Annotated in this window: 10 protein-coding genes; 4 read left to right on the forward strand and 6 right to left on the reverse strand. The window is 70.4% G+C overall.

Going from position 1 to position 12,837, the window contains the following annotated elements; genetic code table 11:
* Positions 1–64 precede the first annotated feature (64 nt).
* Positions 65–916 carry an aldo/keto reductase gene (locus ACZ4AA_RS09205; RefSeq protein ID WP_467597931.1) on the forward strand — a complete coding sequence of 284 codons (852 nt, stop codon included), beginning with the start codon at positions 65–67 and terminating at the stop codon, positions 914–916.
* Between the two features lie 102 nt (positions 917–1,018).
* Positions 1,019–1,360, forward strand: coding sequence for a thioredoxin family protein (locus tag ACZ4AA_RS09210; protein WP_467597933.1), 342 nt, complete (start codon positions 1,019–1,021; stop codon positions 1,358–1,360).
* 125 nt (positions 1,361–1,485) lie between these two features.
* On the opposite strand, the gene ACZ4AA_RS09215 is transcribed toward ACZ4AA_RS09210, so the two are convergent.
* The gene (locus ACZ4AA_RS09215) at positions 1,486–2,631 is read right to left on the reverse strand and encodes a lactonase family protein (RefSeq protein WP_467597935.1); all 1,146 of its coding nucleotides are present in this window, start codon (positions 2,629–2,631) and stop codon (positions 1,486–1,488) included.
* Between the two features lie 313 nt (positions 2,632–2,944).
* On the opposite strand from ACZ4AA_RS09215, the gene ACZ4AA_RS09220 reads away from it, so the two are divergent.
* On the forward strand, positions 2,945–3,625 hold the full coding sequence (locus ACZ4AA_RS09220) for a hypothetical protein (RefSeq protein WP_467597939.1): 681 nt from the start codon (positions 2,945–2,947) through the stop codon (positions 3,623–3,625).
* Between the two features lie 149 nt (positions 3,626–3,774).
* Here ACZ4AA_RS09220 and ACZ4AA_RS09225 read toward each other — a convergent pair whose 3' ends face one another.
* The 3 genes from ACZ4AA_RS09225 to ACZ4AA_RS09235 form a co-directional block, all read right to left on the reverse strand.
* A complete protein-coding gene (locus tag ACZ4AA_RS09225) occupies positions 3,775–4,590 on the reverse strand; it encodes an endo alpha-1,4 polygalactosaminidase (RefSeq protein WP_467597942.1) in 816 nt (271 codons plus the stop codon).
* A gap of 200 nt (positions 4,591–4,790) precedes the next feature.
* Entirely contained in the window at positions 4,791–5,897 is a 1,107-nt protein-coding gene (locus ACZ4AA_RS09230; protein WP_467597945.1) for a hypothetical protein, read from the reverse strand.
* A gap of 169 nt (positions 5,898–6,066) precedes the next feature.
* Positions 6,067–6,381, reverse strand: coding sequence for a DUF6980 family protein (locus ACZ4AA_RS09235; protein ID WP_467597948.1), 315 nt, complete (start codon positions 6,379–6,381; stop codon positions 6,067–6,069).
* Between the two features lie 701 nt (positions 6,382–7,082).
* On the opposite strand from ACZ4AA_RS09235, the gene ACZ4AA_RS09240 reads away from it, so the two are divergent.
* Complete coding sequence (locus ACZ4AA_RS09240; protein ID WP_467597951.1) at positions 7,083–8,744, forward strand: ricin-type beta-trefoil lectin domain protein; 1,662 nt, start codon at positions 7,083–7,085, stop codon at positions 8,742–8,744.
* A gap of 60 nt (positions 8,745–8,804) precedes the next feature.
* On the opposite strand, the gene ACZ4AA_RS09245 is transcribed toward ACZ4AA_RS09240, so the two are convergent.
* Positions 8,805–9,500, reverse strand: a complete 696-nt coding sequence (locus ACZ4AA_RS09245) for a DUF4232 domain-containing protein (protein ID WP_467597954.1) — start codon at positions 9,498–9,500, stop codon at positions 8,805–8,807.
* Between the two features lie 161 nt (positions 9,501–9,661).
* The gene (locus ACZ4AA_RS09250; protein WP_467597957.1) at positions 9,662–12,583 is read right to left on the reverse strand and encodes an AfsR/SARP family transcriptional regulator; all 2,922 of its coding nucleotides are present in this window, start codon (positions 12,581–12,583) and stop codon (positions 9,662–9,664) included.
* Positions 12,584–12,837 lie beyond the last annotated feature (254 nt).

The following is a 12,837-nucleotide window of genomic DNA, read 5'->3' on the forward strand; positions in this document are numbered from 1 at the left end:
CAGGGCGAGGCCGACCGTCCCCTCCCTCTCCCGCTCGACCCGCACAGCGAAGGACATCGCGCTCATGCAGACCGTCACCCTCAACAACGGCGTCGAGATGCCGATTCTCGGCTTCGGCGTCTACCAGATCCCCGCCGAGGACACCGAGCGCGCCGTCTCCGAGGCCCTGGCCGCCGGCTACCGCTTGCTCGACACCGCCGCCTCATACGGCAACGAGGAAGCCGTCGGCCGGGCCATCAGGTCCAGTGGCCTCGCCCGCGCGGACCTGTTCGTCACCACCAAGCTGTGGGTCCAGGACGCCCCCGCCGAGGAGCACACCAAGCGCGCGTTCGAGACCTCCCTGACCAAGCTGGGCCTGGACCACCTCGATCTGTACCTGATGCACCAGCCCTTCGGCGACGTCTACGGCCAGTGGCGTGCCATGGAAGCCCTCAACCGCGCGGGCACGGCGAGGGCGATCGGCGTCGCCAACTTCCACCCGGACCGCCTGATCGACCTGATCGTCAACAACGAGATCACCCCGCAGGTCAACCAGATCGAGACCCACCCGTTCTTCCAGCGCGCCGACTACCAGGACCTCATGCGCGAACACGGCGTACAGATCCAGTCCTGGGGCGGCTTCGCCGAGGGCAGGAACGACCTGTTCACCAACCCGCTGCTGGCCGGGATCGGCGAGGAGTACGGCAAGTCCGTCGCCCAGGTCGTGCTCCGCTGGCTCACCCAGCGCGGCGTCGTCGCCATCCCCAAGTCCGTACGTGCCGAGCGCATGGCGGAGAACCTCGACATCTTCGGCTTCCAGCTCACCGACGAGCAGATGACCCGGATCGCCACGCTCGACACCGGCGGCTCACTGTTCTTCGACCATCACGATCCCGAGATCGTCACCTGGCTGGCCGGGCGCCGCGTGGACGCCTGAACCGGACCCGGATCCCTCGCGCGGGGCCGACCCGTGAACCAGCCTGGCGCGGCACCGGGGAAGATGGGGGTGGAACGACGGAGCGCGAGGTCAGGAGCGTCTATGGCGACGAAGCGGGTTCACCAGCCCCGTGAGGACGCGGAGTTCGATTTCATCCTCGGGATGAGCGAGGTCCCGGTCCTCGCCTACTTCACCGGGACCTGGCCCAAGGCGATCGAGCCCTGCCGGGCGATGGACCCCGTCGTGAGTGACATCGCCGACGAGTACACGGGCCGTCTGACGGCCGTCCGCACCGACATCACCCGCTGTCCGGCCGCGACCACGCGCTACGGGATCACCGGAGCCCCTTCCTGCGTCCTGCTCAAGGCGGGAGAAGCGGTGGCACACGGCACGGGGCCCATGACCGCCGCCGAGGTACGGACGTTCCTGGACGGCCACCTCTGACCGATCGTCTCGGAACGCCGAAATTGGGGGGCGTGGCGGGGAGGGGACGGGGCACGTGCGCAATGAGGCGACCGCGGCCCCGCCTGGTGGGCGGGGCCGCGGTCCTGTGCCGTGCGGGTGACCGGTCAGAGGGCGACGATGCCTTCGCCGCCGACGCCGCCCGGTACCGTCCGGGAGCCCAGCTGGGTGAGGGAGCCGTCGCGGTTGACCTTGAACTCGTCGACGATGCCGTTGACGCCGGTCTGGGCGTAGAGGTAGCGCCCGTCCGGAGTGGTCGCGGCGTCGACGGTGCCCGGGTCGGTGGGCGTGTTGCCCAGGGCGGTCAGTCGGCGGCCGTGGTCGGAGGTGCGGAAGCCGCTGAGGGTCGAGCTGCCCGCGTTGGAGGCGTAGAGCAGGTCACGGGTGGCGACGATCCAGCAGGTGGCCGACTGGCCGGTGGGCGCGAAGGCCTCCTGCGACGCGGTGCCGTCGCGGTGGACGGTGAAGGTCGCGACGGCGTTCGTCCCGGCCTCGGCCAGGAACAGGCCGTGGCGGCCGTTGGGGACGAAGGCGAAGGGCACGGCGCCCGGCAGGCTCGTGGTGACCGGGGAGTGGGCCGGTGCGCCGGAGCGGCTCAGGTTGAACACCAGGAGACTGCTGCCGTTCGCCTTGGTGGTGACGACGAGCTGGGAACCTTCGCCGGTGAAGCCCACCTGCCCCGGGGTGTTGGTGAACTGGGGCGTGGCGTTCGGGTCGAGTCCCAGACGGCGGTTCCGTCCGGCCTCCTTGTGCAGGCGGCCGTGGTCGATCGTGTAGCCCTGGATGGAGCCGCCGTTCAGGGCGTTGAGCACGTACACGTCGTCGTCGTGTACGGCGACGCTCACCGGGAATCGGCCGCCGGAGCGGACGACCTGCCGCAGCGCGAGGCGGTCACCGTCGACCGAGAACACGGAGACGGTGTCGCTGCCCGCGTTGACGGCATACAGCAGGGCGTGGCGCGGGTCGTAGGTCAGGGAGCCCTGCGAGGCGAGGTGGTCGGCGACCGACCCGGCCAGCACTCCCCCGAGACCGTGCGTGTCGTAGGTCCGGGCCCGGGTCAGCCGGCCGTTCTCCGCACGCCGGTAGGCGACGATCTGGTTGCCCGTCGGATTGTCGGTCTGGACGAAGACCGCATGGTGGCTGCCCCGTCCGTGTCCGCCGCCGGGTGCCGCGGCGGACACGGACGGGGTGCACAGGGCTGCCGCGGCGAGCGCGGTCGCGACGGCCACGCCGAGACGATTGATCTTCTGCACGATGTTCTGCCTCCACGAGGAACCAGGATCGACGTCTCGCCGGAGGCCTGCGTCTCTGGTCGAGCCAGATTCGGGCACCGTGGCCGCGAGCGGAGACGACATGGACGAGGGCGGTGATGGGCGTGGGCGCTCCGCACACAGCCTCTCTGTGCGTGAGCCGCCACTGCCCTTCGCCGACAAGGTATGTGATGTTCTGTCAGAAATCGTGGAGGTGTCGCCGTTCGGCGCCGCCGCGTGGCACGGAACCGCACCAGGGGCGCCGGAACACCCACGTGGGCAGTCGGACGGCGCGCCGCCTCGGGATACTGGGCCGGTGAGCGACGCCATGGCGGAGTACGAAGCGCGCACCGAAGAGGCGCGGCGAAGGGGCTACCGCGGCCTGCGCGAGGGCGACCTCGACCCGCGGGACGTCGTCACCCTCGCCTGCGAACTGTTCGACGGGTTCCAGCGCACCGAGGCCGTCCTGGAGGTCGTCGAGCGGAACCCGGCCGAGGTGCCGCGGGCGGAGATGACCGCCCTGGCCCGGCGCGTCCTGGACGACTCGGGCTTCGATCCCGGCTTCGACCTCGCCCCCGAGCGTTTGGAGACGTTGCGCGCCGCGCTGCGCGTCGTGGCCCGCGACCTGCCGACGCGCGGGATCGAGGGCGAACCGGAGATCGAGGTCCTGGAGGACTGGTTCCCGGTGGGAGCCGGTGTCCGCCTCGCCGACGGCGAACAGCTCAACTGGGGCGGTCCCGTCCTGCCGACCATGTGCGACGACCCGGCCACCGCGCTGACCGGCCTGGCGATCCTGATCCAGGAGAGCCTGCTCGAACGGACCTGGCAGGTCTGGCCGGTGTGCCCTCGCCATGACCTCGGCGCCCACGGCTCCGAACGAGGGGGCGAGGCCGTGTGGTGGTGCGCGGGCGGCAACGGTGGCGGACACGCGCTGGCGCCGGTCGGCGAACTCGCGCGCGTTCTCGGCCGCCGTCGCCCCGGACGGGTCGGCGGCTGAAACCAGGCCACCACCTGAACGGCCGGGCCCGGGAGAGGCGCGTACGCGACGGGCGCCGACACGACCCGAACGAACGGTGGAAGCCGTACCGGCCTGCGGCGGCGCCGAGCCGCCGCAGGCCGGACAGCCGAGTCGGGTCGACCCGTGGTCTAGCAGGTCTTGCGCACATAGCCACTGCTGCCCGCCGGTTTGACGTCCACGTCGCGCTGGACGATGCTCAGCGTGCCGCCCCACCCGTTGCAGGCCTTCGACCTGCCGGAGTTGGTGTACTCGATCACGATCACGTTGTTTCCGAAGGCGCTGGTGTAGTCGCCGCACTCGTCGTACTGGCCGCACTCCTCGGCCACGGCGAAGTCCAGGCCGTTGGCGGTGTGGTTGCCCGCCAGCTCGGGAGTGTTCTTCTGGGCGATGGCCAGACCGTCCGCGTGAGAGCGGGCGGAGAGCAGCTTGATGAACGCCTGCGCGTCGGCGGCCGTCAGGCGCTTCCCGGAGCGGGAGTAACTGTCGTAGTTGTCGGGCTCGATCGCCTGGAACCCCTTGGTCCTGCACCTGTCGATCAGGCTTCCGATCTTGGTGGCGATCCGCTGTCGCTTGGCGTCGGTGCCGATGTCGAGGAAGGCCTCGCCCCAGTCCTCGTCGTAGACGACCTTGCCGGACGCGTCGCGCAGCAGCAGGTCGGCGTCCCACTCGCTCTCGGCACCCGGCTGCGCCTGGAAGGCGTTGACGTAGCAGATGTTGTACAGGCCCGCCGCCGGGGAGGCGGCGTTGTCACGGGTGACGACCTTCACCCCGGCCGGCGGGGTGTAGGCACCGCCGATCTGGTAGTCGAACCCGACGTGAGTGGGCGGCAGGGGCACGGACGCGGCCTGCGCGAAGGTCGTCGGGGCGACCAGAGCGCCGACCAGCGCTGCCGCGCCGACGACGGTGCCCATGAGCTTGCGGGAAGGAATACTTGAACGGCTCATGTGAATGAGCTCCCAGGAGGAAGAGGGCACGTCCCCGCCTCGGACGCGACAGAACGTCCTGGCGACTTGGGCCGGGCTCGGGGCGCGAGGCCTGCATACCGGCTGGGCGTGTCTCTGAGCCGGAGCACGGCTCCGGTGTTGTCCGGGAGTAAAGCGAGAGCCCCTGAAGATGTCAACGGTGAGACTCCAGCGGCGTCGCTTCATCGACCCGTGTCTGAAACGACTGACCTCGCGGTTCGGTTCGCGAAGGCCGGATACCCCGGCAACGCAGCCACCTCCCAGCCTGCGGCGACCTCACGCAACAACGACCGCGTCGTCTCCGCGAGTGCCGGGAACTCTTCCAGGGTGCTCGCCATCTCCCAGCGGTGCCGCAGCACTTGGCGCCGCGTCGGGGCCGGACGGCGAGTCCGGTGCAGCGGAGCGTCCTCCACGCTGCGGGGCAGCAGTCGCACCGTCGCGTCCACCGTCCACACCGCTACGGCCTGCCGCATGCCCGCCTGCCACACCTCGTCCTCGGCCAGTGCCGGGTACACACCGACGACCTCGGCGCGATAGGCCTGCTCGATCTCCGCCGCCATCTCGGTCGGCAGGGTGAACACGCACCAGCAACTGGAGAACGGCATCCGGCAGTACGCGGCCGTCAGGAACACCGACTGATAGCAGGCCGCCTCGAAGTCGATCAGCCTCAGCCCGTCCGAGGTGAGCAGGTTGTTGTCGGGACAGGTGTCACCTGGGGTGAAGGCGCGATACTCCTCCCCACCCGCGGTGCCGATCCGGGCCAACTCCTCGTCGAGACCTGGCGGAGCCGCGACTCCGGCGCCGTAGAGCAGCGCCGGCAGAGCAGCGGCCCGCTGAGCGATCCACGGCTCATCTCCCCAGGACAGCAGGCCCTTGTCGTATCGGGCCCACAGCCGCGTGAGAGCGGCACGCCGGTGCACCGATGCGGCGGCGAGCCGCCCGAGCCCGCGGGCCCAGTCCAGCAGCCCGCTTTCCGCGGCCGACGGATCGCTGCCGAGCAGGACGTCCGCCAGGGTGGGTGCATCTCCGAGGTCCGCCATGACCAGCAAGGGAAATTCGGGGTCCACACCCAGAATCTCGGGACCGGCGATCCCGAGGGACAGCCCGGCGGCCTCGGCCGTGAAGGAACGCAGGGACTCCGGGGCGTCGCTGAACGCCTTGACTATCACGCTGCCGCCGTCGGCCGTCTCGCATCGCAACACGGTGCTCCGCGAGCTGCCGCCCAGATCGACGGGACGAAACAACTCGACACGCAACAACGCCCCGGCGGCACGCAAGATGGACTCCACCCCAGGCAGTCTGCCACCGACACCCGGCACGGGCCGAACCGGTAAGCGAGCGCCAACCGGGCCAGAAGGCAGCTGACTTCGCGACGTCACCTGCAAGCGCCGCCATCGCACCCTGGCACACCGCACGCACCTGGGCGGTGGAGCGGCCTGGGTGGGAGTTGTCCGTTCGTCACTCCCCGTGAAGGGAGGCGAGCCAGCGGTCGTCCTGGAACTCGGCGGGCACCTCGCCCTCCCACGGATCGATCCCGCGACGCTCCAGCTCGTCGAACCAGCGGTCGCGTCGCGAGGCGGGGAGGCGTCCTCCGCACCAGGGACAGAAGCCGATCGTGATGCTCGACGTGCCGCCGTCATGGATGATCAGCCCGTACTCCTGGAACCTGGCGCTGAAGTCAATCAGCGCGTCCGGACAGGCGAAGGGGTCGTCGTGCTCGTCGCAGCGCGTGTTCACGCGGCTGGTCATCGTCTCGCAGCAGTGATGAGTCATGCCCTCGGCTTCTCGTTGATCGGCACCCTGATCGGGAGTAGATCACGGTCCGTGATGATCGTCCCGGTCGGCGCCTGGAGCTCTGGGAACGGCGGGAAATCGGCGCCCGTCGACCCGACCGGACCGGGTGAGCTCCGGCCCGAGTCGACGCCGGGGGCGAGGACCGAGCTGTGCCGGTCGCGGTGGCGAGCAGGCGTTGCCGACCGGGTGTGCCACGGCGCGGCGCTCGACCGCCAAGCCCTCACCCTCCCACGGCCGCAGAACCTCTCAACGGCCCATGAACCGCCCTCCGAGGGCAGAGTCGTCGAGACCGGTCCCCCCACATCGAGGTGCGTCTCGGAGCCTTGACGGCATTGGTCCGGTCCAATAGCGTCGCCCCCGCACAGAACTCCACACGGCTCAACACCCGCACGCCGTCACCTGCGTTGATGGTGCGTCCGCCGGCCACGGACGGAACCCGGCCGCCCGCTGTGGGACCGACGGTCCACAACAGCCCAGGCGCGCCGGTCTTCGCCCTGTTCGTTGTCATCCAGACCCCCAAGTGCGCCTTCACCGCCCACCGTTGATGGCGCTCACCTGGGTGACGCAGCGGACAAGCACGATCACGCCTTCCCCACGGAGGTCCGACCATGCCATTACCCTCTGCGAGACCACGGCGCCACGGATGGAAGAGAGCACTGACTCTGATTCCCGTCGCCGTCATGACGATGGCGGCCACCGTCACCGGGACGCTGAGCGCCGAAGCGGCCGTGCCGCCGACGCCGTCGGGCTTCACGCTCACCTGGAGCGACGACTTCAACGGCGCGTCGGGCACCGGCATCGACCAGAGCCTGTGGAAGTACGACACCGGGCCGGGCAGCAATTTCGGCACCGGTGAGATCGAGACCATGACCAACAGCACCTCGAACGTCTACTACGACGGCCAGGGGCACCTGGTGCTCCAGGCGCTGCACTCCGGTTCCGACCCACGGGGCGGCTGGACCTCCGGGCGTGTGGAGACCCAGTCGGCGGGCTTCGGCGCTCCGGCGGGCGGCGTCGTACGCATCGAGTCGGTTCTCCAGCAGCCCAACGTCACCACCGCCAACGGCGCGGGGTACTGGCCGGCGTTCTGGATGCTCGGCGCGCCACTGCGCGACGGTGTGACCTGGCCGAAGTCAGGCGAGATCGACATCATGGAGGACATCAACGGTCGCAGCTCCGATTTCAGCACCCTCCACTGCGGTGTGAGCCCCGGCGGACCGTGCAACGAGTCGACCGGCATCGGTTCCGGTGAACGCGCCTGCGCCGGCTGCCAGACCGGCTTCCACGACTACGCGGCGGAGATCGACCGCTCGGTGTCGCCGGAGCAGATCAGGTTCTACCTCGACGGGAACAACTTCTTCACCGTCAACGCCAACCAGGTGGACGCGACGACCTGGGCCGACGCGGTCGACCACCCGTTCTTCATCATCTACGACCTGGCGATCGGCGGCGGCTTCCCGGACGCCTTCGGTGGCGGCCCGAACGCGGCCACGGTCTCCGGCGGCAAGCTGGTCGTCGACTCAGTGGCCGTCTACAACAAGGGCCCCGGCTCCGGCGGTGGTGGCGGCGGCGGTTCGACGACCGGCCAGACGATCACCGGACCGGGCGGCAAGTGTGTCGACGTGGCCGGTGACGACACCGGCGGCGACGGCACCGCGGTGCAGCTCTGGGACTGCCAGTCGACGGCCAAGGACCAGCACTGGACCTGGAACGGCCAGACCCTCCAGACCCTCGGCAAGTGCCTGGACATCGCCGGCGGCAACAGCGCGGCGGGCACGAAGTTGCAGCTCGCCACGTGCAACAGCGGCGGCTATCAGGCGTGGGTGCGGCAGTCCGACGGCTCGCTGCGCAACCCGGCCAGCGGCCGGTGCATCGACTCACCGTCGGGCGCCACGGCGAACGGCACCCGCCTCCAGATCTGGGACTGCAACAGCTCAGGCGCCCAGAACTTCGCCATCGGAACCCCCGTCTACGGACCGGGTGGCAAGTGCGTGGACGTCGCGGGTGACGACAACGGTGGTGACGGCACCGCGGTCCAGCTGTGGGACTGCCAGCAGGCGACCTCGCTGGACCAGAAGTGGACGTGGAGCGGCCAGACCCTGCGCACGCTGGGCAAGTGCCTGGACATCGCCGGCGGTGTGAACGCGGCCGGTACCAAGCTCCAGTTGGCCACCTGCAACGGCGGTGGGTACCAGAACTGGGTCGCCAACGCCGATGGTTCGATGTCCAACCCGGCCACCGGCCGGTGCATCGACTCGCCATCGGGTGCCACCGCGAACGGCACCCGCCTCCAGATCTGGGATTGCAACAGCTCAGGCGCCCAGAAGTTCGCTCTGGCGTGAAAGGGAGGAGACCCACGGCCCGGGCCGTGGGTCTCCTCCGTCGGTCCGTCCAGGGCAGGACTAGAAGTCGTCGGCGCCGTTGCGGAGTTCGGGGGTCCAGTAGCCGGTGGCCCACTTCGCGGAGTCGACGGCGATACCGTCGGCACCGGGGGCCCTGACGGTGGCCAGGGCGCTGCCGCCCTGGACGCCCACGGAGAAGGCGATCACAGGCTCCGTGTCCTCGTCCTTGCCACCGTCCGACAGCTTCACCAGAGCGTAGGCAGGGGCCCCGGCGGAGAGGACGACGGGAGCGGCGGGCTTGCTCTTGGCCACGGCGGGCACGTTCTCGCGGTGCCCCTCCAGGAACTGGATCTCGGGGAAGCCGTTCATGCGGCAGCCGTGGCCCGAGGTGTTCTTGGCCGTCAGGACGATGTGCGTGTAGGGCGGGCCGTCCTGGTGGGCCGCGCTGATGACGACGTCCTTGGTCGTGCAGACGGGCGTGGAGCCGGAAGCCGATCCGGTACCCGTTCCCGACGCCGAACCCGATCCGGAAACGGTCGAGGTCGTGTCGGCCGCGCCACTGCCGGTGCCGGCGTTCTTGGCACCGCCCGCACCGGACGTCGAAGCCGTCGAGGAGGCGGCCCCGCCGGAGTTCGCGGTCTCCTGGCCGGAGGACTTCACGCCGGAGCCGTCGGGCCCGCAGGCGGTGAGGGCCAGGGCGAGCACGGCCGTGGTCGTGGCGGCGAGCAGAGTGGTGCGGTGACGGATGGTGCTCACGAAGGTTCCCCCGAGAGAGTGCGTGCGGCGAACGCCGGGTCGTACGGCGTGCCGTCCCTGAACTGCTGACATGCATCAGTCTTGGGCTTGGCGCTCACGTGCCGCTGATGTCGCGCTGGCGTACCACTGACGTCCAGGGTGTGACCGTCCGCACACGGCTGTCAGTCGTCGTCGGAGATCCGGCGCACCGCTTCCTCGTACCGTTCGCGGTAGTCCGCCCCGGGGCGCACCCGCAGCAGGGTCGCCAACGCCCGTACGGCTCCCTCGTCGTAGCCGGCGCGTTCGGCCTCCCCGGCGGCCCGGTCCAGCAGCAGGATCCCCTCGCTGTCCGCGCCGAGGGCCAGTTGTGCCTCACCGCTGACGGTGAGCAGCAGCGCGCGGCGCGCCGCCTCCTCGTGCTCGGGGCCGAGATCCAGGGCCGTACGAGCCGATCGCAACGCCTCCCGGGGCCGCCCCGCGGCGAGTTGGATCCGGGCGAGGTGCTGGAGCGCGAGCATCTCGGTGTGCGCGTCGGGTTCCTCCCGGGCCAGCACGATGGCCCGGCCGCAGTTCTCCAGCGCTGCCTCGACGTCACCTTCCTCGGCTTCGACGACGGCGAGATTGATCAGCGCGGTCGCCTCGCCGAGCCGGTCACCGGCCTGCCGCGCGAGTGGAGGCGAGAGCTCCAGCAGAGCGAGGGCCTCGCCCGGCCTGCCTTCCTCGCTCAGCACCCAGCCGAGCAGGGTGAGCACACGTGATTGGGCGTACGGGTCGCACTGGGCGCGCGCGCATTCCAGCGCGATGTTCAGCGAGGGCACCCAGTTGTCCCGCACCCGCCACACCACTTGGGGCCACTGGAGCAGGATGATGCGCCAGGCACGGTCGTCGAGACCGGCGGCACGAGCCGCGGCGACGGCCAGGGTCAGATCGTCGCGTTCGGTGGCCAGCCAGTGCATGGCGGCCGCCCGGTCGGTGAAGTCCCGCACGGCGACAGGGCGGCGGAAGCCGTCCGGCAGCGTGAAGCAGGGTTCGCCGCCCGGCTGCGCGGTGTCGGCGGCGGCGAGCGCGGTCGCGATGTAGTGGTCGAGGACGCCGGTGAGGGCTTCACGCCCGGATCCGGGGTCAAGGGTGCGGGCGTAGAGACGTACCAGGTCGTGGAGTTCCCACCGCCCGGCCGCGGTCTCGGTCACCAGGTGGGCGGCGGCGAGGCGTTCCAGTGCCGCGGCGGCGACACGTGGGGCCGTACCGGCGAGTGCCGCGGCGGTGAACGGATCGAAATGCGAACCGGGATGGTGGCCGAGGCGGGTGAACAGATGCAGTGCGTCCGGCGGCAGTTGCTGCACGGTCAGGCGCAGCGCGGCGGAGACACTGGTGTCGTCCACGTCGAGGTAGGCCAGTCTGCTCTGCTCGTCGGCGAGTTCGGCGGCGAGTTCCGCGAGGGTCCGTTGCGGGCGCCCGGCCAGCCGGGCGGCGGTGACGCGCAGGGCCAGAGGCAGCCCGCCGCACAGTTCGGTGAGTCTGCGGGCCGCCTCCGGTTCGGCCAGAACTCTGTCCTTGCCGAGAACGCCGACCAACAGCTCGGTGCCGTCCTGGGGTTCAAGGCTTTCCAGGGGAACGGCGCCGGCCGCCTCGGAGGCGACGAGGCCGTCCAGCCGGTGCCTGCTGGTGACCAGGGTGACGCAGTCGGCGCCGCTGGGCAGAAGCGCCCGGACGGTGGCGGAGTCACGGACGTTGTCGAGTATGACGAGCAGGCGTCGCCGGTGGGTCAGGGAGCGGAAGAGCGCGGCCGCGGCCGCGGCCGATTCGGGCACACGGCGCGGGGGCACACCGAGCGCCGGCAGGAATTCGCGGAGGACTTCGGTGAGCGCGGCCTCGCCGGTGTCGCTGAAGCCGCGCAGGTCGGCGAAGAGCAGCCCGTCCGGGAACAGGGCCGCGTTGTCGTGGGCCCATTGCACGGCGAGCGCGGTCTTGCCCACTCCCGGCAGCCCGGTGACCAGGCAGACGGGGGCCTCGGCGGAGGCGACCCGGGTCACTTCGGCCAGTTCGGCCTCCAGCCCGTGAAAACCCCGGGGCGCCCGCGGCAGCAGATCCTTGGGATACGACAGGTCGACCAGCGGGGGCAGGGCGACAGGTCCGAAGCGTGCTGACGTCTGCACGGCGCTGCCCGTACGGATCTCCGTCGCCGGGAGTGCAATGCCTTCGGACGTACGGTCGGTGGACGAGCCCGCCGGATGCGGGCCGTACGTCTCCGGCCAGGCTCCGGCCCCTTGGTCCCCCTGCCCCTCAAGACCTGGCCCCCGACGTCCCGAACCGGACTGTTCCCGGCTCGGGTTCCCCTCGGGCGGGTGCGGGTCCTCCGGGAGGGGATCGCCCCGCAGGATCAACGCGTACACCTGGGCGAGTTCGCTCCCGGGGTCGACGCCGAGTTCGTCGACGAGCAGCCGTCTGGTGCGGTTGAACCAGTCCAGCGCCTCCGACTGACGTCCGGCCCGGTACAGCGCGGTCATCAGGGACGCGGTCAACGGCTCCCGCATGGGGTGGACGATCGCTACCGTGCGCAGGACGGCCGCTGCCTGGTCGTGCTCCCCCAACATGGCGTGTACGCGGGCCAGTTGTTCGACGGCGGCCACCCGCGACTCCTCCAGCGCGTGCGCGGCTGCCTGGAGCGCCGGGCCGGGGAACGTGCCCGCGAGGGCGGGGCCCTGCCACAAGGAGAGTGCGTCCTTGAGCATCGACATCGCGTCGCGCGCGTCCTGCTGCTCCTTGGCCAGCGCCAGGAGTTCCTCGAACCTGTGGGAATCCAGGAGGGTTTCGGGCGACCGCAGGGCGTACGCGTCGCCCAGGGTGACCAGTTCGACCCCGTAGTCGGCGGCGTCCGCACGGGCCAGCAGGGCACGTATCTGCGAGACATGTCCCTGAATGACACTACGGGCGTGCAGCGGTGGTGCGTCGTCCCACAGGCAGTCCGTCAGACGGGTCACGGGAACGGGCGTGTTGACCGAGAGCAGCAGTGCTGCGAGGAGACTGCGGCGTTTGGCCGGGCCAAGGGACAGCGGCCCCACGAGGGTGTCGACGGACACCATGCCGAGCAGCCGGAACTCCACAGGGTGAGGTCTCTTTCAGGTGGGGGGAATCGGAGGCGCAATGAAGTCCCAGGATATCGGGGGTACGGGCAGCGACTGATGGGGTGCGTCGGTCTCCGGCCACGGGACCGACTGTGATCGGGCCGCCCGCCTGCGCGAGACTCACGCGGCGGACGGCCCCTGGTGTTCAACAAGCACCGAGAACGAGAACGGTCAGGTCAGGTCAGGTCAGGTCAGGTCAGGATCGCGTCGGCGATCACTCCGTCGCTCACCCG

The organism is Streptomyces sp. NPDC024698, assembly GCF_055559015.1.

Excerpts from the sequence above, each read along its gene's own strand:
- ACZ4AA_RS09205 (WP_467597931.1), top strand. The coding sequence starts at position 65 with ATGCAGACCGTCACCCTCAACAACGGCGTCGAGATGCCGATTCTCGGC.
- ACZ4AA_RS09210 (WP_467597933.1), top strand. The coding sequence starts at position 1,019 with ATGGCGACGAAGCGGGTTCACCAGCCCCGTGAGGACGCGGAGTTCGAT.
- ACZ4AA_RS09225 (WP_467597942.1), bottom strand. The coding sequence starts at position 4,590 with ATGAGCCGTTCAAGTATTCCTTCCCGCAAGCTCATGGGCACCGTCGTC.
- ACZ4AA_RS09235 (WP_467597948.1), bottom strand. The coding sequence starts at position 6,381 with ATGACTCATCACTGCTGCGAGACGATGACCAGCCGCGTGAACACGCGC.
- ACZ4AA_RS09240 (WP_467597951.1), top strand. The coding sequence starts at position 7,083 with ATGACGATGGCGGCCACCGTCACCGGGACGCTGAGCGCCGAAGCGGCC.